The organism is Caballeronia sp. ATUFL_F2_KS9A (assembly GCF_023630765.1).
GTDB classification, from domain to species: Bacteria; Pseudomonadota; Gammaproteobacteria; order Burkholderiales; family Burkholderiaceae; genus Caballeronia; species Caballeronia zhejiangensis.
On sequence record NZ_JALQEK010000039.1, the window covers coordinates 37,186 to 57,703 of the forward strand.

Annotated in this window: 22 protein-coding genes; 10 read left to right on the forward strand and 12 right to left on the reverse strand. The window is 63.7% G+C overall.

Going from position 1 to position 20,518, the window contains the following annotated elements; all coding sequences use genetic code 11:
* Positions 1–14: 14 nt before the first annotated feature.
* Genes ttdB through NCS67_RS25230 form a run of 3 tightly spaced genes read right to left on the reverse strand, consistent with a single transcriptional unit; the run spans position 15 to position 2,869 of the window.
* Positions 15–623: a L(+)-tartrate dehydratase subunit beta gene (gene ttdB, locus NCS67_RS25220; RefSeq protein ID WP_175980506.1), complete on the reverse strand. Its 609-nt coding sequence runs from the start codon at positions 621–623 to the stop codon at positions 15–17.
* Complete coding sequence (gene ttdA, locus NCS67_RS25225) at positions 620–1,519, reverse strand: L(+)-tartrate dehydratase subunit alpha (protein WP_008347498.1); 900 nt, start codon at positions 1,517–1,519, stop codon at positions 620–622. Before ttdA ends, ttdB begins: the two co-directional genes overlap by 4 nt.
* A 48-nt stretch (positions 1,520–1,567) precedes the next feature.
* Positions 1,568–2,869, reverse strand: coding sequence for an MFS transporter (locus tag NCS67_RS25230; RefSeq protein WP_008347500.1), 1,302 nt, complete (start codon positions 2,867–2,869; stop codon positions 1,568–1,570).
* Between the two features lie 177 nt (positions 2,870–3,046).
* Between NCS67_RS25230 and NCS67_RS25235 the strand changes: the two genes are divergently transcribed.
* A complete protein-coding gene (locus tag NCS67_RS25235) occupies positions 3,047–3,970 on the forward strand; it encodes a LysR family transcriptional regulator (protein WP_008347501.1) in 924 nt (307 codons plus the stop codon).
* Between the two features lie 7 nt (positions 3,971–3,977).
* On the opposite strand, the gene NCS67_RS25240 is transcribed toward NCS67_RS25235, so the two are convergent.
* Entirely contained in the window at positions 3,978–4,892 is a 915-nt protein-coding gene (locus NCS67_RS25240; protein ID WP_008347503.1) for a LysR family transcriptional regulator, read from the reverse strand.
* 108 nt (positions 4,893–5,000) lie between these two features.
* Here NCS67_RS25240 and NCS67_RS25245 point away from each other — a divergent pair, with 108 nt between their 5' ends.
* Positions 5,001–6,086: a tartrate dehydrogenase gene (locus NCS67_RS25245; protein ID WP_250437106.1), complete on the forward strand. Its 1,086-nt coding sequence runs from the start codon at positions 5,001–5,003 to the stop codon at positions 6,084–6,086.
* 32 nt (positions 6,087–6,118) lie between these two features.
* Here NCS67_RS25245 and NCS67_RS25250 read toward each other — a convergent pair whose 3' ends face one another.
* Positions 6,119–7,255, reverse strand: a complete 1,137-nt coding sequence (locus NCS67_RS25250) for a branched-chain amino acid ABC transporter substrate-binding protein (protein ID WP_250437108.1) — start codon at positions 7,253–7,255, stop codon at positions 6,119–6,121.
* A 203-nt stretch (positions 7,256–7,458) separates the two neighbouring features.
* Here NCS67_RS25250 and NCS67_RS25255 point away from each other — a divergent pair, with 203 nt between their 5' ends.
* Positions 7,459–8,022 (forward strand): sugar O-acetyltransferase, encoded by a 564-nt coding sequence (locus NCS67_RS25255; RefSeq protein ID WP_008347508.1) that lies wholly within the window; start codon positions 7,459–7,461, stop codon positions 8,020–8,022.
* Positions 8,023–8,037: 15 nt separating this feature from the next.
* Here the strand turns inward: NCS67_RS25255 and NCS67_RS25260 are convergent, their stop codons facing one another.
* From NCS67_RS25260 to NCS67_RS25270, 3 genes are all read right to left on the reverse strand, one after another.
* Complete coding sequence (locus NCS67_RS25260) at positions 8,038–9,045, reverse strand: SGNH/GDSL hydrolase family protein (RefSeq protein WP_250437110.1); 1,008 nt, start codon at positions 9,043–9,045, stop codon at positions 8,038–8,040.
* A 157-nt stretch (positions 9,046–9,202) separates the two neighbouring features.
* Entirely contained in the window at positions 9,203–9,643 is a 441-nt protein-coding gene (locus NCS67_RS25265; RefSeq protein ID WP_033536433.1) for a MarR family winged helix-turn-helix transcriptional regulator, read from the reverse strand.
* A 10-nt stretch (positions 9,644–9,653) separates the two neighbouring features.
* The gene (locus NCS67_RS25270; RefSeq protein WP_250437113.1) at positions 9,654–11,579 is read right to left on the reverse strand and encodes an FAD-binding monooxygenase; all 1,926 of its coding nucleotides are present in this window, start codon (positions 11,577–11,579) and stop codon (positions 9,654–9,656) included.
* A gap of 85 nt (positions 11,580–11,664) precedes the next feature.
* On the opposite strand from NCS67_RS25270, the gene NCS67_RS25275 reads away from it, so the two are divergent.
* Together NCS67_RS25275 and NCS67_RS25280 are read left to right on the forward strand one after the other, a co-directional pair.
* Entirely contained in the window at positions 11,665–11,871 is a 207-nt protein-coding gene (locus NCS67_RS25275) for a hypothetical protein (RefSeq protein WP_250437115.1), read from the forward strand.
* A gap of 140 nt (positions 11,872–12,011) precedes the next feature.
* Positions 12,012–12,743 (forward strand): oxygen-binding di-iron domain-containing protein, encoded by a 732-nt coding sequence (locus tag NCS67_RS25280; protein ID WP_175980510.1) that lies wholly within the window; start codon positions 12,012–12,014, stop codon positions 12,741–12,743.
* Between the two features lie 11 nt (positions 12,744–12,754).
* On the opposite strand, the gene NCS67_RS25285 is transcribed toward NCS67_RS25280, so the two are convergent.
* The 4 genes from NCS67_RS25285 to NCS67_RS25300 form a co-directional block, all read right to left on the reverse strand.
* Complete coding sequence (locus tag NCS67_RS25285; protein ID WP_008347518.1) at positions 12,755–13,030, reverse strand: Rieske (2Fe-2S) protein; 276 nt, start codon at positions 13,028–13,030, stop codon at positions 12,755–12,757.
* Between the two features lie 7 nt (positions 13,031–13,037).
* Positions 13,038–13,217 (reverse strand): hypothetical protein, encoded by a 180-nt coding sequence (locus tag NCS67_RS25290; RefSeq protein WP_033536412.1) that lies wholly within the window; start codon positions 13,215–13,217, stop codon positions 13,038–13,040.
* A 28-nt stretch (positions 13,218–13,245) separates the two neighbouring features.
* The gene (locus NCS67_RS25295) at positions 13,246–14,592 is read right to left on the reverse strand and encodes an MFS transporter (RefSeq protein WP_250437117.1); all 1,347 of its coding nucleotides are present in this window, start codon (positions 14,590–14,592) and stop codon (positions 13,246–13,248) included.
* 71 nt (positions 14,593–14,663) lie between these two features.
* Positions 14,664–15,719, reverse strand: coding sequence for a beta-keto acid cleavage family enzyme (locus tag NCS67_RS25300; protein ID WP_008347521.1), 1,056 nt, complete (start codon positions 15,717–15,719; stop codon positions 14,664–14,666).
* Between the two features lie 257 nt (positions 15,720–15,976).
* On the opposite strand from NCS67_RS25300, the gene NCS67_RS25305 reads away from it, so the two are divergent.
* From NCS67_RS25305 to phaZ, 5 genes are read left to right on the forward strand one after another with little or no spacing between them, the layout of a single operon-like run.
* Positions 15,977–17,104, forward strand: a complete 1,128-nt coding sequence (locus NCS67_RS25305) for a porin (protein ID WP_250437119.1) — start codon at positions 15,977–15,979, stop codon at positions 17,102–17,104.
* Positions 17,105–17,123: 19 nt separating this feature from the next.
* On the forward strand, positions 17,124–17,495 hold the full coding sequence (locus NCS67_RS25310) for a BON domain-containing protein (RefSeq protein ID WP_008347525.1): 372 nt from the start codon (positions 17,124–17,126) through the stop codon (positions 17,493–17,495).
* A 10-nt stretch (positions 17,496–17,505) separates the two neighbouring features.
* Positions 17,506–17,970 (forward strand): MaoC family dehydratase, encoded by a 465-nt coding sequence (locus NCS67_RS25315; RefSeq protein WP_033536411.1) that lies wholly within the window; start codon positions 17,506–17,508, stop codon positions 17,968–17,970.
* Between the two features lie 25 nt (positions 17,971–17,995).
* Positions 17,996–19,675, forward strand: coding sequence for an alpha/beta fold hydrolase (locus NCS67_RS25320; protein ID WP_250437121.1), 1,680 nt, complete (start codon positions 17,996–17,998; stop codon positions 19,673–19,675).
* A gap of 27 nt (positions 19,676–19,702) precedes the next feature.
* Positions 19,703–20,518, forward strand: a complete 816-nt coding sequence (gene phaZ / locus NCS67_RS25325) for a poly(3-hydroxyalkanoate) depolymerase (RefSeq protein ID WP_008347529.1) — start codon at positions 19,703–19,705, stop codon at positions 20,516–20,518.

Here is a 20,518-nt window from a genome sequence, read left to right on the forward strand (position 1 = left end):
CTCGTCTAAAGCCGCTACTTGATGAAGCTGAGTTCCTTGCTGATCTTTTCGAGGATCGGCTTCTTTCTCTCGTTGAAGACCGCCTTGTTTTCCTGGATGAGATTGTTGCCCTTGGTATCGATCGAGATGATCAGCGGGCCGAACTCCTTCACGCGGTTGATCCACAAGGTTTCGGGCATGCCGAGATCCTGCCATTCGGCGCCTTCGATTTCCTCGACGAGCGTCGCCGCGAGCACCGCGCATCCGCCCGGGAAGATCGCATGAACCGCCTTGTGCTCCATGCAGCCCGCGGCCGTTTCCGGTCCCATGCCGCCTTTGCCGACGATCAGCTTCACGCCGGTCTGCTCGATGAACTCGCGCTCGAATTTCTCCATGCGCATGCTCGTCGTCGGTCCGATGGACACCATCTCGAACGCGCCGTCGTCCTTCTTGCGCACGATCGGGCCCGCATGAAAGATCGCGCCGCCGTTGAGATCGACGGGCAGCTCGCGCCCTTGCTCGATCAATCGACGATGCGCGACATCGCGGCACGTCACCAGGCGCCCCGTCAGATAGACGACGTCGCCGACCTTCAGATCCTCGAGGTCTTCGCTTTTGATGGGGGTTGTCAGAACCTTCTTCACAGTACGACTCCTTCATGCGAGAGCACTTCGTAGGACATGTCTGCGTTGATGCGGATCTTGCCGCGGCGATGCGCCCAGCATCCGGTGTTGATGGCCACGCCGATGGTCGACGGATGCCGCGCCGACGATTCGATATTGACGCCCATCACGCTATTGTTTCCGGTGAGCCCCTGAGGGCCGATGCCGACTTCGTTGAGCCCTTGTTCGAGCAGCTCTTCCATCAGCGCGGCGCGCGGATTCGCGCTCTTCGAATCGACCGGACGAAGGATCGCCAGCTTCGACAGTCGCGCGGCAGTCTCGACCGAAGTGGATACGCCGACGCCGACGAGCAGCGGCGGGCACGCATTCACGCCGCGCTCGGTGATGACGTCCATCACGAATTCGGCGACGCCTTCATAGCCTTGCCCCGGCATCAGAACCTTCGCCGCGCCGGGAAGCGTGCAGCCGCCGCCCGCCATGTAGACGTCGATCGTGCAGCTGTCCTTCTCCGGCACGATGCGCCAGTCGAGCCACGGAATCTGCGTGCCGGTGTTCGTGCCCGTGTTCTTCTCGTCGAACGTTTCGACGGCGTTGTGACGCAAAGGCCCGAGCTTCGTCGCGCCGGCGGTGGCTTCCTGAAGGATTTCCTCGAGCTCGCCGAGCAGCGGAAAATTCGCGCCCGCCTCGACGAAATACTGGATCACGCCCGTGTCCTGACAGCTCGGACGGTTCAGCTTGTCGGCGGCGTCCTGGTTGCTGTCCATCGAATCGTAAATCGACTTGGCGAGCGGATTGGTTTCCATCGTGCGCAATTCCGCGAGCTTCGCCTTGACATCCTTCGGCAGGCGCTTGCCGATATAGGCGGTGAACTTCGCCATGGTGTCCGTGACGGACTGAATGGCCGCTTCCTTTTCCATCTTGATTCCTCTACGACGTGTTGAGTTGGGGGACGCGCGCGTGCTTTTTCAGTGTGCGGCGGCGTTGCTGGTCGATACCGAAGGCTTCTGCGAGCGGGCGAGAAGCAAGGTCAGCACGGCGGACATCACGAGAAGACCGGCGACGAAATAGAGGCCGCCCGCATAGCTGCCCGTCGATTCCTTGAGCCAGCCGATGACGACCGGACCGGCGAAGCCGCCCAGATTGCCGATCGAGTTGATCGTCGCGATGCCGGTGGCGGCCGCCGCGCCGGAGAGAAACATCGTCGGCATGGTCCAGAGCGGCGGCTTCGCGCAACTGATGCCGATGTTCACCAGCGTCAGCGAGGCGATCAGACCGACGACGCTATTGGCCATCGCCGCCACGATCAGGCCGACCGCCGCCGCGACGCACGCCAGCACGACGTGCCAGGTTCGCTCGCCGGTGCGATCCGAATGGCGCGACCACAGCACCATCGCGATGACGGACACGATCGGCGGAATCGCGTTGAGCAGGCCGACGGTCATCGACGACACGCCCAGTTGCTTGATGATCTGCGGCGCCCAGATGCCGAGCGTGTACAGCCCCGCCGACGTGCCGAAGTAAATCAGCGACAGCGCGATTACGCGGGGATTCGCAAGGCCGCTGATGATGCCGTGCTTCGCCGTGGTCGCGCGGCTGGCGGTTTCGGCGTTCATGACATCGACCAGCCAGTTGCGCTCGTCGTCCTTCAGCCATTTGGCCTTCTCGGGCTTGTCGGTCATGTAGAAGAAGACGACCACGCCGAGAATGAGCGCCGGCACGGCTTCGAGGATGAAGAGCCATTGCCATCCGTGCAGTCCCATTACGCCGTCCATTTCGAGCAGCGCGGCGGACAGCGGCGAGCCGAGCGCGGTGGAAAGCGGCGCGGCGGCCATGAAGAACGCGACGACGCCAGCGCGATGCCGCGCGGGAAACCAGTAGCTGAGATACAGGATGATGCCGGGGAAGAAGCCCGCTTCGGCCGCGCCCAGCAGGAAGCGGATGATGTAGAAGCTCGTCGGCCCGGTGACGAACGCCATCGCCGCCGAGATGATCGCCCACGTCACCATGACCCGCGCAATCCAGATGCGCGCGCCGACCTTGTGCAGCACGATGTTCGACGGCACTTCGAACAGGAAATAGCCCCAGAAGAAGATGCCCGCGCCGAAGCCGAGAATCGACGCGGTGAAGCCGAGGTCGGTCTTCATCGTGAGCGCCGCGAAGCCGATATTCACCCGGTCGATATACGCGATGAAGTACAGCAGCATGATGAACGGCACGATGCGCCAGCTGACCTTGCGCAGAGTGCGCTTCTCGATGTCCATTTCCATGGAACGTCTCCTGATTCCGATTGATAGGGTTCGAAACCGTCTGGTGCGGTTTTGATGCCGTCTTCGAACGTCGGCTCGAAGCGGTCGCCCTTTACGTGAGCTGACGCCTAGGTTAAAACCGTTGGAATCGCGTATGAATCGACTTAAACTTAATTCATCATTGCAAAAAAATCACGAATGGGCACCGACTCGGAACTGGGATTCTTCTGCCTGCTGGTGAAGCAAGGCAGTCTGGCCGCGACCGCGCGAGAGCTGAATCTGACGCCGCCGGCGGTCTCGCGGCGGCTCTCTTCGCTCGAAGACCGGCTCGGCGTGCGCCTGCTCAACCGCACGACGCGGCGCATCAGCCTGACGAGCGAAGGCGAGGTGTATTTCGCGAACGCCCAGCGAATATTGAGCGACATCGACGACATGGAGCGGACGGTCTCCAGCAGCCGGGCCGCGCCGAAAGGACTGTTGCGCGTCAATGCGCCGTTGGGATTCGGGCGGTCGTATATCGGTCCGGCGATCTCGGAATTCAGCGAGGCGTTTCCCGATGTCGAAGTGCAACTGCATCTGACCGATCGGCCGATCAGCCTGCCGGACGAGAGCATCGACGTGTCCGTGCGCTTCGGCGAGATGCCGGATTCACGGCTGATCGCGAAGAAGATCGCGTCGAATCGGCGGCTTCTGGTGTCGTCGCCGGGATATTTGCGTGTGGCCGGTGAGCCGGCGCATCCGCATGATCTGACTTCGCATCAATGCATCGTGCTGCGTCAGAACGAGGCCGCCTATGGCAACTGGCGTCTGACGCGCAGCGGGCGCACGGAGACCGTGAAAGTGCACGGCAAGCTCAGCACCAACGACGGCGAAGTGGCGCTGAACTGGGCGCTCGAAGGGCGCGGCATTCTCATGCGCGCGGAATGGGACGTCGCGAAGTATCTGCGCAGCGGAAGGCTGGTTCAGGTGTTGAGCGAATACGACACGCCGCCCGCCGATATCTACGCGGTCTATCCCGAACGGCTGAATCTGTCGCCGAAGGTCGCGGTTTTCGTCGATCATCTGCGTCACTATCTCGGCCAGCACGCCGATGGTCCGTCGCCCGCCGGCTCGCCGTGGTAGCGGCGCTTCACGCGTCGCCCTTCAGCTCCTGCGCGATGAAGTCGACGAACGTGCGAATGCGGTTCGACATCTGATGCCGCTGCGAGTAGACCGCGAAGATATCGGCGTTGGGCGTTTCGTGGTCGGGCAGCACGCGCACGAGCGAACCATCGGCCAGATACGGCTTCAAATCCCATTCGGCGCGCATCAGGATGCCGTGGCCTTCGAGCGCCCATTTCACGGCTATTTCGCCGTCGTTCGTCGTGAGCGTGCCGTCGATCCGCACCGCTTCCGTCTTGCGCGACGCGCCGCGTCCGGACGTGAGCCGCCACACGCCGTAGGCTTCGTCGCCCTGACGAATGCCGATGCAGTTATGCCGCGTCAGATCGTGCGGGACGAGCGGCATGCCATGCGCCTCGATATACGACGGCGCGGCGCACAACAGCCGCCGGTTTCCCGCGAGACGCCGCGCGATCACGCGCGTATCGGGCGGTTCGCCGAACCGGATGCAGACGTCGAACTTGTCGTCGGTGAGCGGCGGCGGCGTGACCGACAACTGCAACTGCACCGACACTTGCGGATACATCCTGCTGAAACGCGAAATCAGCGGCGCGACGTGACTGCGCCCGAAACCGAGCGTCGCGTTCACGCGCAGCAGACCTTTCGGGCTTTGCTTGGCGGCGCCGAGCAGTTCGGAGAGTTCGTCGATCTCGTCGAGAATCCGGCGCGCGTGTTCCAGATACAGCTCGCCTTCCGGCGTGAGCATCATCCGCCGCGTCGTGCGATTGACGAGCGCCACGCCGGCGCGCGCTTCCATCTGCGAAAGACGCTTGCTGACGGCCGCCGCCGTGAGGCCGAGCTCGCGCGCGGCCGCGCTCAGACTGCCTGCCGCCGACAGCGTGGAGAAGAAGCTCAGATCGGCGGGCTGGACGGCATCGGGCATCGGTTCATTCGTAACTTCAGGTTAAAGATGCTTTGAGTCTAGCACCGGTTTTGGAGCCGGAATGCGGTTAAAGTTCGCCCATACCCGACAACATCGAAGGACGGAGACATGAAGACCTATCGCATTGCAACGATTCCCGGCGACGGCATCGGCAAGGAAGTGGTTCCGGCGGGCCAGCAAGTGCTCGAAGCGCTCGCCAAGTCCACGCAGGCATTCGCTTTCGAATTCGAGAATTTCGACTGGGGCGCGGACTATTACCGTCAGCATGGCGTGATGATGCCCGCGAACGGACTCGATGCGATCCGGGACAAGGACGCCATTCTCTTCGGCTCGGCGGGCGATCCGGACGTGCCCGATCACATCACGCTGTGGGGCCTGCGTCTCAAGATTTGCCAGGGATTCGACCAGTACGCGAACGTGCGTCCGACGCGCATCCTGCCGGGCATCGACGCGCCGCTGAAGCGCTGCAAGCCCGAAGACCTGAACTGGGTGATCGTGCGCGAAAACTCGGAAGGCGAATATTCCGGCGTGGGCGGGCGCGTGCATCAAGGTCATCCGATCGAAGCCGCGACCGATGTGTCGATCATGACGCGCGCGGGCGTCGAGCGCATTCTGCGGTTCGCGTTCCGCCTCGCGCAGTCGCGTCCGCGCAAGCTGCTGACCGTCATCACGAAGAGCAACGCGCAACGTCACGCAATGGTCATGTGGGACGAGATCGCGAACGAAGTCGCCGCCGAATTCCCCGATGTCAAATGGGACAAGGAACTCGTCGACGCCGCCACCGCGCGCATGGTCAATCGTCCGCAGACGCTCGATACGATCGTCGCCACCAATCTTCACGCCGACATTCTCAGCGATCTCGCCGCCGCGCTCGCGGGCAGTCTCGGCATCGCGCCGACGGGCAATATCGATCCGGAGCGCCGCTATCCGTCGATGTTCGAACCGATTCACGGCTCCGCGTTCGACATCATGGGCAAGGGCCTGGCGAATCCCGTCGGCACGTTCTGGTCGGTCGTGATGCTGCTCGAACATCTCGGCGAGTTCGACGCGGCCAAACGCGTCATGCAGGCGATCGAAGCCGTGACATCCGACAAGTCGCTGCACACCGGCGATCTCGGCGGAACCGCGACGACGGCGCAAGTCACCGCCGCCGTCTGCGCGCTGGTCGACAAGCAGGCGGCTAACGCGGCCTGAATCGGTTGCCCGATGACGTTCCGCGAGCGCGTCTATTTCTCCGCGCCGATGGTCGTCACGGGCTGCCATTTCATCGACTTGACCTGATACAGCGTCGATGTCGGGTTGTTCAGATCGCCGAACTTGTCGAACGAGATATTTCCGGTGATGCCGTTGTACTGGATCGTGCGCAGCGTCTCGATGATCGCGGCGGGCTTCACGGAATTTGCTTTCTTCATCGCGGTGATGGCGAGCCACGCGCAGTCATACGCGAACGGCGCGTAGGTGAGCGTCTCCGCGCCGAAGCGCTTCTTGAATTTCGCGGCGAACGCGCGGCCTTCGGGCAATGAATCGACGGGCCGGCCGTATTCCCACGCCATCGCGCCTTCAGCCGCGTTTCCCGCCGAACTGATGAACACGCTGTCGGCGATCCCGCCGCTGCCGACGAACTGCGCGCGGATGCCGAGCTGCTTCATGCGCTTGACGATCAGCCCGGCCTGACCATCGAGTCCGCCGAAGTACAGAAGATCGGCGTTGGCGGCCTTGATGTTCGTCAGTTGCGCATTGAATTCGACGGCCTTGTCGTTGGTGTATTCCTCCGACACGACCTGGCCGCCGGCCGCCTGCACCGCCTTCCTGAACTCTTCGACCGCGCCTTGCCCGAAGGCGGTCCGGTCGTCCATGACCGCGATCCGCTTCGCCTTCGTGACCTTCACGGCATACGTGCCGGCGTTGCCGGAATTCTGCGTGTCGGTGGCGATGATGCGGAACACGTGGTTCAAGCCCTGACGCGTAATCGCGGGATTCGTCGCCGCGGGATCGAGCAGCGGAATGCCGGCCTTCCCGAAGATGGGCGCGGAAGGCAGCGCGACGCCGGAGTTGTAATAGCCGACGACCGCAACGACGCCATCGTCCACGAGCTTCTGCGCCACCTGAACGCCGATGCGCGGATCGCCCTGATCGTCGACGGATGCGAGCTCGAACTGGACCGGCTGTCCGTCGATGCTGATGTGCTGGGCGTTGGCTTCTTCGATCGCGAGCCGCACGCCGTTTTCCAGATCCTTGCCGTTCGCGGCGCTGATGCCGGTGAGCGGCGCGGACAGGCCGATCTTGACGGTCTGCTGCGCGCTTGCAATGAGCGGAGCCAGGCAGAGCGCGGACGCCGCGAAGAGGGAAACGAACGTTTTCATGACAGGGCACTCCATCAAGTGAAGGTCATACGCGGTTCGGGCGTTCGCTTAACGCGGGCGAAGGCCGTCATTCGGCTTGTCGTATCGTTTCGGGACTTATTTTCTGTCGAATTCCGGCGGTTCGTATTCGGGGGAAAATACTGATTTCTCCGCGAGCGAACGATTGTTCTGCGGCGCGCCCATCATGAGTCGAGGATTTGCAGATGAATCGGACAGAGAAAGAAAAGATGCTGGCTGGCGAGCTGTACACGGCCAACGACGCAGAAATTCAGGCCGATCAGGCAGCAGCGCGCGCATGGATGGCGCGCTTCAATGGCGCGATGGACATGCCGCTCGCACAGCGGTACGGGTTGCTCGGCGAACGGTTCGCCGCCATCGGTCCGGACTCGATGGTCCGGCCGCCGTTTCATTGCGACTACGGCTACAACATCACGCTCGGCGCGGGCGTGTTCTTGAACTACAACTGCACGATTCTCGATGTCGTCGCCGTGGAGATCGGCGACATGACGCAGATCGCGACGGGCGTGCAGATTCTGACCGCCGATCATCCGCGCGATCCTGCCGTGCGCGCGACGGGCCTCGAACTGGGGCGTCCCGTGCGGATCGGCCGCAATGTGTGGATCGGCGCGGGCGCGATCATCCTGCCGGGCGTGACGATCGGCGATGACGCTTTGATCGGCGCAGGCAGCATCGTGACGCGCGATGTGCCCGCCGGCGCCACGGCGGTCGGGAATCCGGCGCGTGTTCGTCCTGCTGTCCGCGACTAGAAGTCCCGATCGCCGTTACCAGTTCTTCGATGCGAGCAGCGCCTTCACCTGTCCGGCGACGATGGTATAGCCGGCGTCGTTGAGATGGATCGCGTCGGAGCGCAGTGAAGACGGCGGAATGTCGTGGCTGTGATCGATGACGTCCTGAGGAAGGCTCGGATTGTAGGCATTGACGAGCGCAGACTCGACGTCGATGAAATTGTCGGGATACGCCGCCTTCAGGGACGCGTTGAGATCGTCGAGATATTTCGCGACTTCTCCGCCCGCATACTCGCCGGTGAAATCGCCCTTGATGATGGAAAGCACCGCGAAGTGCGCGCCCGCGGGCTTGAGCCACTGTACGATGGACTTCACGTCCGCGAGGACGGTCTGTGCGTCATAGCCATTGTTGCGGCCGACCCAGATGATCGCGGTCCATGTGTCATAGCCTTCCGAATCGCCGAGAAATGCGGATCCGGCGGCGCAAGGCACTGCCGATCCGGCGCTGTCCCGCACGAACGTATAGGTTTCGGTCGTCGATGGCGGCCCGCCGTCCGCTGTGCGCTGGAGCGCGCCATGCACCGAGCAGAGCGTGCCCGGCTTGCTCCGAGCGACGTCATCGGCGGGTGTCGACAGCATGTCGATCGACACGCTCGAAAGATGGACCGCCGTGTTGCTCGCCGGCACGGCGTCGCCATCGACCGTGACCGTCGATGGCAATGCTCCGACGCGCGCCGCGATCTGCGTCGATGTCTGCCCGCCGATGCCGAGATTCGCAAAGGTCCGATTATTTAGTATGCCGGACAAAATTGCCGGGTAGCCGCCGATATCCGATCCGACTCCCTGCGTCAGGCTATCGCCGATGGCAACGATATTCGGCGACGAACCCGCGGGCGTGGCAGCGGGAGCAGGCTCTGAAGCCGGCGTAGGCGCGGTCGCGGTGGACGTGCTTTGAACGCCCGAAGAACTGTCGCCGCCGCCGCCGCAAGCCGCCAGCAACGAAGTGGCGGCCAATGCCGCCAAGCGTGCCTGAATCCGGTTCATGTCTCCCCCAAGTCGACTGGACGTCGTTGTCATTGCCTGCGAGGGTACTGTCATGAAACCGGGGACATGCCGGCCGGACGGAAATCGCCAAGACCTTGTCGGCCTGGAACCTGTCCGGCGCGCGCATCCGCATGTCGCGTTCGGACTAGCTGCTTACTCAAACTTCGCGATCGGGCAGCAACGCCGCAAGCAGCCGCCGTAACTCCAGACATTCCTTTTTCGTCAGCCGCGCGGTGAGAATGCGCTCGACTTCCTCGACGCGCGGACGCAGCGCCGCCAGTTGCTTCTTTCCGGCCGGCGTCAGGAAGAGCACGTAACTGCGCTTGTCGACGGGATCGTCCGAGCGTTCGATGAGACCGTTGCGAACCATGCGCGCGACGAGATCGGCGATCGTCGAACGGTCCACATCGAGTTCATCGCCGAGCTGGCGCTGATTGACGCCTGGCGTTTCGTGCAGGACCTCGAGCGCCGCGTACTGCACGCTCGTAATCTCGGCGGAAACCTCGGCGAGCCACACCGCGACATGGCGCTGCTGCGCGCGACGCACGAGGCTGCCCGTGTATCGCGACAGCGCGCGGTCATCTTCTTTATTCGGCAATTTGATCAGTTCATGAGCGGGTTGAAGCACGCGGAAAGATCGGATCGAAAAAGGCGTTCAGTTCCGCGTACGCGTCCAGGGGCAGGACATGCGCGACGTATTGATCCGGACGGACCACGACGATCGCGCCCCGTTCGCGATCGATGCCGCGCTCGTGGAAAATATCAGTCGCCGCATCGTTGGTAAATGCTTTCTCGTAGTCGACCAGACCATAGCGCCCCTTGCGCGGCAGGAGAATGCCCGGCAGTTCATTCAACGCGACGTCCCGATGATCCCGCTGCAACACCGCGCGCAGATCGAGAACGCTGTCCGGATCGGCGCCTTCCGGCGTCACGCGCCGCAGAACGGAATCGGGCGAAGCGCAAAGATGTTCGCACAGCGCATGCAGCGCGCGGCCGTTCGCATCAGAAAACGCATACAGACGCCAGCGGCCATCGGCGCGCGCGACGTGTCCGAGATGCATCGGCTTGGCATCGGCCAGACGAATCACGGGCGACGAGTGAAAGCGCGTGCCGATCGCGAAGCCGCTCGCGAGCGCCTGATGCGTCGGCTCGCCCGTCAGCATGGCCGGACGGTAGCGCGTCGCGACGCCCGCTGTGTAGCGGCCCGCGCGCACGAAGTACGCCTGAAGCTCGGCGGGATCGACGCCGCCCGCTTCGGGCCGGTTCGGGTCTTTGGGCGGTGCGGCCATCATGGCCGACCATTCCTTGTCGAAATCGATGAGCTCCTGCGCGATCGGCTGACGTTCGTCGGAATAGGTGCGCAGCAGGTCGGCGTCGCCGAGTCCGCGCAGCACCGCGCCGAGTTTCCAGCCGAGATTGAAGCCGTCCTGCATCGAGACGTTCATGCCCTGGCCGGCCTTCGCGCTATGCGTGTGGCAGGCATCGCCCGCGATGAACACGCGCGGCTCGCGACTCGTGCCATCGGCGGCGATGGCATCGTCGAAACGGTCCGTCAGACGCTGCCCGACCTCGTACACGGAGAACCACGCGACTTCCTTCACGTCGAGCGAATAGGGATGAAGGATACGTTGCGCGGTCTGAATGATGCGATCGACCTTGATCTGCTTGATGGTGTCGCGATTGTCCGCCGTGACCTCGCCCAGATCGACGTAAAAGCGCACCAGATACCCGCCTTCGCGCGGAATGATGAGCAGATTGCCTTCGCTCGCGGATTGAATCGCGACCTTCAGACGAATGTCGGGGAAGTCCGTGACAGCGAGCGCATCCATCACGCCCCACGCGTGATTGGCCGCATCGCCACGCAGCGTTTGCCCGATGGCCGTCCGCACGCGGCTGCGCGCGCCATCGCAACCCACGACATAACGCGCGCGCACGGTGACGGTCTCGTCGAGCCGCGCCGCATCGGTGCGCCGCAGCGTGACTTTCACCGGATGATCGCCGTCGCCGTCGCCGTCGCCGTCGCCGTCGCGCTCGACATCGACGACTTCGAGATCGTAGTCCGGTTCGAGACGCAAGGCGGAACGCCGCATCACACCCAGCAGATAGTCCTGCACGCGCGCCTGATTGACGATGACGTGCGGAAACTCCGACAAACCTGTTTCGGTATCCTGAACGCGGCCGGTACGCCTGATCGCGCCGCGATCTTCGGCATCGGGCCGCCAGAAAGCCGTTTCGTTGACCCAGTACGCCTCGCGCTGCAGGCGATCGCTCAGGCCGAACGCATTGAACATCTCGACGGTGCGGCACGCGACGCCGTCCGCCTGGCCCATCAAGAGCGGTCCGGAACGGCGCTCGACGATGCGCGTATCGATCGTCGGAAACTGCGAGAGTTGCGCGGCCAGCACGAGTCCCGCAGGCCCGCTGCCGACGATCAGGACATCGACCGTTTCGGGCATGTCGACGCGAGGCGCGTCGCTGGCGGCAGGTTCGATCGTCGGATCGCCGACGCGGAAACCGTCGAGATGAAATTGCATGGTGTCTCCCTCTTTGACTGGATGTCTCGATGGCCTGAAATATACTCCGTACACCAACTATATCAAAGCGATTCCGACGAACTGGATGTTTACCCCTAGATCGGCGCGTCTCGTGCAGCAAAGCATGACGGGTTGCGTCGGCTGGCTCGGGCCGCAGCGTGCAATATGCGCGCGTGGCGGCATCGACGAATGCGGATATATTCAATTGCGTGGCGGCGGGCGATCGGCTCGTACATCTGATTCGCTCGGATCGGCGACGGCGATCTGGATCGTCAGCCGCACGCGCGGCTGAGCCGCGCATGTGATGGAGCAGCGCACGCAGACTTTCCTGCTGCGTCCGCGGGCGAAGTATGAGGTGACGCCGTCATCCGAAAACGCGACCGGTTCGCAGGAATCGCGTGCGGCGCTAAACGATCAACCAAGGAGGCATCCATGGTCATCACGAACTCGCAGTCCGGCACGAACGTCGAGGAAATCGCCGCTGGCGTGTATCGCATCAACACGCCCGTGACGCTGCCCGGCGATGCGGGCGGTTTTTCCTTCAACCAGTATCTGATCGTCGATGACGATCCGCTGCTCTTTCATACCGGTCCGCGCAAGATGTTCCCGCTCGTGCGTGAAGCGCTCGCGAGCGTGATCGATCCGGCGCGCTTGCGGCACATCGCGTTCTCGCACGTCGAAGCGGACGAGTGCGGTTCGCTCAACGAGTGGCTTGCGGCGTCGCCCGATGCCACGCCGCTGTGCGGCACGGTTGCGGCGATGGTGTCGATCACCGATCTCGCCGATCGCGCGCCCGTCGCGCTCGGCGACGGAGAATCGATCCCGCTCGGACGTCATCGCGTGCGATGGATCGACACGCCGCATCTGCCGCACGCCTGGGAGTGCGGCTTCATGATGGAAGACAGCACGCGCACGCTGTTATGCGGCGATCTGTTCACGCAAGGCGGCGCGACGCTGCCCGCGTTGACCACCGGGGATATTCTGGGCCCGAGCGAAGCGTTCCGGCGCAGCATGGATTACTTCTCTCACACGCGTAACGCCGACGCGATGTTCGAGCGCCTCGCGCAACTCGCTCCGACCACGCTCGCCTGCATGCACGGCAGCGCGTGGAGCGGTGACGGCGCTGCGTTGCTGCGCGCATTGGCGCAGAGCGTGAAGCAATGAAACGTCCGACGTCATTCGATAACGAGTTTCGTCAGACACATTCCTTTCGCCCCGACGACACAGCCCGTCACGACATCGAAACGCAGGCCGTGCGCGGGGCATTGAAGGATATGTCCGTCGAGCCGGCCGTTCGCGAGCGAAGCGCCGTTGTGCGGACATGAATTGTCGATCGCGTGAACGACGCCTTCGATATTGAAGAGCACGACGCTGCGTCCATCGACGAACGTGAGCGTGCGCGCGCCGGTCTGCGGCACGTTCTCCGGCGCAATCGATAGTTTGTGTGTCATCGCGGATTCAATGCCACGGACTCAGGTCATCGCACGGCGTGTGCGCGTCCATCCAGTCGTAGGGGCCGTATGACGCTCCCCACGCCCATGTCCGCGTGGACGTCGAGGTCGACGGGACCTCCGGTTTCGATTGTTCGACGGTGTCGGCGGTTTCGGTCGACGAAGCCGTGTGCAGACGATCGGTCATTGCTGTTTCTCCTTGAAGTGGCGTGAATTTATCTGCTGATTTCGGTTGCTTGCTGCTCTGATGCACGTCCGCGCAGCGCGTCGATCTTGTCGAGATCGCGTGCATATCTCGCTCTGCCGAGCGCGAATGCGACCATTGCCGCCACGCCGACGAGCGGAATCACCTGTAACGCGCCCAACAGACCGATGCGGTCGGCGATCGCGCCCGTCACGAGCGGGCCGGGCGCGAGGCCGAGCAGGTTGTTGGCGAGCGTGAGCGTCGCGAATGCGGAGGCGTGGATCGTCGATGGCGTGAGGTTGGCCACCATCGCGCCCGCCGGCCCCGACGTACCCGCGACGACCAGAATGCCCGCGCCGAGCAGCACGAGCTGCAATGCGCCGGGAGCAACGCGGAAGCCGATGGACAGCAGCACGATCGAGATCAGGCAATAGGCCAGCGCCGTGATCCACTTGCGCGACGGCGCGTTGCGGCAAATCTTGTCCGTGACGACACCGCACGCGACCATGCCGATGCCGCCGAGCAGCACGAAGACGGCGGCGCCTGCCGCGGCCTTGTCGGCGGGCATCGCGTAGTAGCGGTTGAGGAAGCTCGGCATCCACGCGATCACCGCGCCCATGATGAAAAGCTGCAAGCCGCTGCCGACGTACGCGCAGACGACGGAAACCGTCGAGAAGAGTCCGGCCAGCAGCGCGCGCAGACTCGTGCGGATGCCGTCCGCCTGTCGCGTGGCGGGTTGCGCGTCGCCATATCGCGCGGCGATGCGCTTGTCGGAAACCGTCAGACGATAGACGATCACAAGCACGATGCCGAAGATCGCCATCGCCGCGAACGAGGCACGCCATCCGAAGTGCATGGCGACGAAGCCGCCGAGCGCCATGCCGAGCACCGAGCCGAACGCACCGCCGGCCATGAACGCGCCGGTGAGCGTGGAGCGCAAGTGCGCGGGGAAAATGCTGAGAATCAGCGCGATGCCGACGCTGCCGTAAGCCGCCTCGCCGAGACCGACGCAGGCGCGCGCCACGAGCATTTCGCCGTAGTTGGTCGCGATCGCACAGCCGAGCGTCGCGAGACTCCAGAGCGTCGCCATCAGAACGAGGCTGCGCACGCGGCCCCAGCGGTCGGCGAGCACGGAAAGCGGAAAGGTGAGTAGGCCGACCATCAGCGCGACGACGCCGCTCAACGAGCCCAACTGCGTGTCGGAAAGGCCCCATGCCTGCTTGAGCAGCGGAAACACCGCGTTCAGCACTTGCCGGGACATGTAGTCCGATAAAAGCAGACCGAAGGTCAGCGCGAAAACGATCCACGCGTATTTGCGTGATTTGGCCGTGGCGGTGTTGTCGTCACACTTCGCCGGGTCGATGCAATGAATATCCAAGATTGTCTCCTCCGATGTCCGGCTGCCGGCAGGACGCGTGAGCATCCCGCCATCGCCGTGGAGTGTTGATGTCAGGCCGCGCGCAGCGGCAGATTGACCTGGCCGGCCTTGCGGTTCGGCGCCATGCCGTTGGCGGCGAGCGTTTCGTCGATGGTTTCGTATTGCACGCCGATGCGATAGATCTCGCGCGCTTCCTTGCCGCTCGCGATCTCGCGTCCCAGTTCGCGCGCCACGCGCACGCACTGCTCGATCTGCTGCACCGACGTGAAACGGTTGCCGTGCTGATCGATGATCGTATCCTCGATGCCGCAGCGCGGATGCAGGCCCATCGACATCGCCATCATGTTGAACGGCAGCACGTTCTTCAGCAGCGACTCCGCCGTGAGCGTGCAGCCGTCCGGCGCGCGATGCACGAAGTTGAAGAAGTTGAACGGATTCGGACCGTCGAAGCCGCCGCCGATGCCGATCCACGTCAGATTCAGCGGCCCCTTGTACACGCCCTTGCGCACGAGGCGTTCGAGCGTCTCCAGCGCGTGGATGCCGGTCAACTGGAAATGCGGCTGGATGCCGGACGCCTGCAGACGGCGCAGATGCTCCTCGACCCATGCGGGGCCGGCGGGAACCGTCATTTCCGCGTAGGCGGCCATGAACGCCGGGTTGGAGAGCGAAGTGCCCGCCAGATACTCCGGATACAGCAGCTCCATGATGTTCATCTGCGTCGTGTTGATCGCGACGGTCACCTGATCGGGCTTCGGATCGAGTTCGGCGAGCATGTGACGCGTATCGTCGGAGAGCCACTTGGCCGCCTGACCGTCGTCTTCCGGCGCGAACGAGATCGAACCGCCGACCTGGATGATCATGTCCGGCACCGCCGCGCGCACGCCGGCGATCAGCTCGTTGAACTTCGAGAGGCGCTTGCTGCCCTTGCCATCGAGTTCCCGCACATGCAGATGGAGAACGGTCGCGCCCGCGTTGTAGCAGTCGACGGCTTTCTGCACCTGCTCTTCCATCGTCACGGGGATATCTTCAGGGAAATCTTCCGGCATCCACTCGGGACCGTAAGGCGCAACGGTGATTACGACCTTGTCCTGGTTTTCGGGGTGCAGGGAATCGTCGAGGAATTGCATGTTCGCTCCTGTGAATTGGATTCGTTGACCTGAACCCATCGTAGTGGAGAGATGTCTCGTGCAACCCTCTCGCGTCGGGAGGGGAGGGCGCGATATTGAGGGCGCGATCTGCAGCCGTTGCCCCTCCCGCCGCGAGAGGGGTTTTGACCGCGCGCTTTCCGTATTCTTGCAACATGACTTCACGCGCCGTGAAGCGGCCGATTACGCGGCTGCCTTTTCGATCACGACGCCCGGAAGCAACAAGATACGGAGACCTTATGAAACTCGGAAGAATTCCATGCTTCGCCGCGTTGCTCGCGTGCTCAGGCGCTGCGGCGGCACAAGGTTCGGTGACGCTTTACGGCGTCGTCGATGCAGGCTTGCTTTATCAGAGCACGTCGGCCGCGTCGTTCGCGCCGAACGCGCCCAATCTGGGCAAGGTGTATCGCTACAAGGACGGCGGCATCTACGCCAGCTACTGGGGCCTTAAAGGCTACGAGGATCTCGGCGGCGGATATCGCGTCAACTTCAGGCTGCAGGGCACCTTCGATTCGGGCAGCGGCCGCTTCGGTCTGTCCGACACACCCGGCGTGCCCGCGCAGTTCAACCAGTTCGCGACGCTCGGCATTTCCGGCCCGTTCGGCACGTTCAACGCGGGCCGCCAGATCGTGCCGATGGTCTACGCAATGTTCGATACCGACGTGCGCGGCGCGCAGTACTTCGGCAGCATTCTCACCGCGTGGCTCGGCATGAATCAGGCCGCCGGCTGGCCGGGCACCAGCACGAACGGTCCGATCGGCGCGCTGTACGACAGCAACGCGCTCGTCTACGAATCGCCGAAATTCTATGGCGCGTCGCTCGCGCTCGAATACGCGCCGGGCGGCGTACCGGGCGAATTCCAGGGCGGCACGCGCGAGTCCGCCGTGGTCAAGTATTCGAACTTCGGCCTGAACCTCGCGGCGGTCTACTACAACGGACACGATGCGAACCCGCTGCCCGGCGTCGCGGCGACCGGCCTCAACAACAACCGGCTCGTCTACTTCGGCGCGATGTACACGTTCAGCGACATTTCGGTGTCCGGCTCGTACAGCCACGGCAAGAATCCGGCGAACGCGGGCCGCGCGGACTACGACCTCTATTCGGCGGGCCTCGGCTATCGCTTCTCGCCGGTGTTGAAGATGACTTCGGGCTTCTATTACCTGAAGGACAACAACAACTCGACGAATCATTCGAGCGAATTCGCGCTCGGCGCGGAGTACAGCCTGTCGAAGCGCACGCTCGCTTATGCGCAAGTCGGCTATGTCGACAATCACGGCACGATGAACCAGACGATCGTCTACGGGCAACCCGTGGCTCCGGGCGAGTCGACCACCGCGGCGATGATCGGCCTGCGGCACAACTTCTAAGACGATAAACGGAGCAACCATGAAGAAAATCATGTCACGCAATGCGGTGGGCGGCGCAGCGATCGTGATGGCGTCGATGAGCGCCGGCCTCGAATCGAGCCAGTCGATCGCGGCGGCGAGCGCGCCTTCGATGGCCTCGGCCGCGAGCGCGCCTGTCGCGACGCGCAAGGAGAATCGCGCGCTGCGCAAGCTCGTGTACGCGGCGTTCGCGAAGGACAAAAGCATCGATGCGGGCGATATCGGCGTGAGCGCGAAAGACGGCGCGGTGACGCTGACGGGCACCGCGGCCGACGCGGCGCAGATCGAGAAGGCTGCAACGCTGGCGAAAGGCGTCCCGGGCGTGACGTCTGTCACGAACAAGCTGACCGTCCGGCGCAATTTCGCGCAATAACGGAGATTGCATGAGAACGATGGAATACAGCATGGCGACGATCGATGAATTCGTCGGCCAGGAATTGGGCGTGTCGGACTGGGTCATCGTCGATCAGGCGCGCATCGAGGCATTCGCGCAATGCACGGGCGACATGCAGTGGATTCACGTCAACGAGGAACGCGCGAAACGCGAGAGCCCGTTCGGCGGAACGATCGCGCACGGCTATCTGACGCTGTCGCTCCTGGCGACGCTCGCGATCGAAGTCGGCCTCATTCCGCCCGATGCATCCGCCGCGCTGAATTACGGACTCGACAAGGTGCGCTTCATGACGCCGGTGCGATCCGGCAAGCGCGTGCGATGCCGCGTCGTGCTCAGTGCGGTCGAGCGCAAGGACGGCGGACGCATCCTCGTGAAGACGGACAGTGAATTGCAGATCGAAGGCGAGACGAAGCCGGCGCTGATCGCACAAACGCTCGCAATGCTCGTCGCGTAACGGCGGCGCGTGGAAGGAATTTCAAATGATCAACGAGAACGAAGGCCTCACGGCCAGCGCCGCCGACGGCATGCTCGGACCCAACCCGTTCGTCGGATTGCGCGCGGTCGACATGTTTGCGGCTGCGGGACAGATCGGCGCTCAGGCGATGCTGCATCCCGCGTTGCTGATGGGACAGACCGCGGCGCTCGTCCGCGATCTGAGCTCGGCAGTCAACGGCGCTCACGCGCCTTCGCCGCAGCAAGGCGACAAGCGATTCGCCGATCCGGCATGGCGCGAACAGCCGCTGTATCGCACGACGCTGACGGGGTATCTGGCATGGCGCGATGCGCTCGCCGGATTCATCGATCGGTCCGCGCTCGACGATGCCAGCAAGGAGCGCGCGCAGTTCGTGATGTCGCTCCTGACCGATGCGCTCGCGCCGACCAACACGCTCGCGGGCAATCCGGCGGCGCTGCGCAAGCTCGTCGACACGCGCGGTGCGAGCGTCGTCGCCGGCATGCGCAACATGCTCACCGATACGCTCAACAACAAGGGCATGCCTTCGCAGGTCGACAAGCGAGCGTTTCGCGTCGGCGGGAATCTCGCGACGACGCCGGGCGCGGTCGTCTTCCGCAACGAAGTGCTCGAACTCATCCAGTATGCGCCGGCGACGCCGAACGTCCGCGCGCGTCCGCAGCTCATCGTGCCGCCGCAGATCAACAAGTTCTATATCTTCGATCTGTCGGCGGGGAAGAGCATTGTCGAATATCTGGTGCAGAGCGAGTTCCAGGTGTTCGCCGTGAGCTGGCGCAATCCGACCGAGGCGCAGCGCGACTGGGACATGGACACGTATGTCGCCGCGCTCATCGAAGCGATCGACGCGGTGCGCGACATCACCGGTCACGCGGATGTGAACCTGCACGGCGCGTGCTCCGGCGCGATGACGATCTCCGCGCTGCTCGGCCATCTGGCGGCGCGCGGCGACAAGACGGTCCACGCGGCCACGCTGATGGTCGCCGTGCTCGACAGCAGCGCCGATTCGCAACTCGGTCTCTTTACGACGCCCGAAGCCATCGAAGTCGCCAAGCGCAACAGCCGCGCGAAGGGCGTGCTGCCCGGCGAGGAAATGGGCCGCGTGTTCGCATGGATGCGGCCGAACGATCTCGTCTGGAGCTTCTGGGTCAACAACTATCTGATGGGCGAGGCGCCGCCGGCCTTCGACATCCTCTACTGGAACAACGACACGACGCGCCTGCCCGCGAAGCTGCACGGCCAGTTGCTCGACATCTTCACGCGCAGCCTGCTCAGCGAGCCGGGCAAGCTGACGGTGCTCGGCACGCCGGTCGATCTGTCGAAGGTCGAGTGCGACACGTATGTGATCGCCGGCATGACCGATCACATCACGCCGTGGAAGGGCGTCTACAACACGGCGCGCGCGTTCGGCGGCAAGACGCGCTATGTGCTGAGTTCGAGCGGGCATATCCAGAGTCTCATCAATCCGCCGGGCAATCCGAAGGCGAAGTTCTTCCGTAACGACGCATTGCCCGAAGACGCCGATGCATGGTTCGCCGGCGCGCGCCCCGAAGCGGATTCGTGGTGGAACGACTGGCGCGACTGGCTTGCGCAACGCTCGGGCGAACTGCGTCCCGCGCCGCGAGCCCTCGGCAACCGGCGTCACAAGCGACTGGCCGACGCGCCCGGAACGTATGTCAGCGAGGCCTGAAGCGAAGCGTCCAAACGGAAAACAAAGATGAAAAACGTGCGCGCACCGGAAATACAGACTGTTTCGCTGGATGGCCAAACGCTTCGCGTGGGCATCTGGCGTGGCAACGAGACTTCGCCGCCGCTCGTCGTGTTCAACGGCATCGGCGCGAATCTCGAACTGATTCAGCCATTCGCCGATGCGCTCGGCGATGTCGAAGTCGTCGTCTTCGATGTTCCCGGCGTCGGCGGATCGCCCGCGCCGCTCGTGCCGTATCGCTTCGCGACGCTCGCGGTGATGACCGACAAGCTGCTCGGGAAGCTCGGCTACGAAGGGCCGGTCGACATTCTCGGCGTGTCGTGGGGCGGCGCGCTGGCGCAACAGTTCGCGTATATGTATCCGTATCGCTGCCGCAGGCTGGTGTTGGCCGCGACATCGCCGGGCGTCATCATGGTGCCGGGGCGGCTATCGGTGCTGTCGAAGCTCGTCGGCGCGCGGCGTTACCGCGATCCGGACTATCTGCGGGAAGTGGGCGCGGAGATTTACGGCGGCGCTTACCGGCGCGATCCCGCGCTGCTGGCGGAACATGGCCGTCACATTCGCGCGCCGGGCGGACGCGGATACATGTATCAACTGCTCGCGACGTGCGGATGGAGCAGCCTGCTCTGGCTCGGCTCCCTGCGCCAGCCGACGCTCGTCATGCACGGCGACGACGATCCCATCGTTCCGCTCGTCAACGCGCAAATCCTTGCACGCCGCATCCGGCGCGCGACGCTGCATGTCATCGAGGACGGGCATCTGTTTCTCATCACGCGAACATGCGAAGTCGGGCCGCTGGTGCGCAGTTTCCTGGCGAGCGAATAG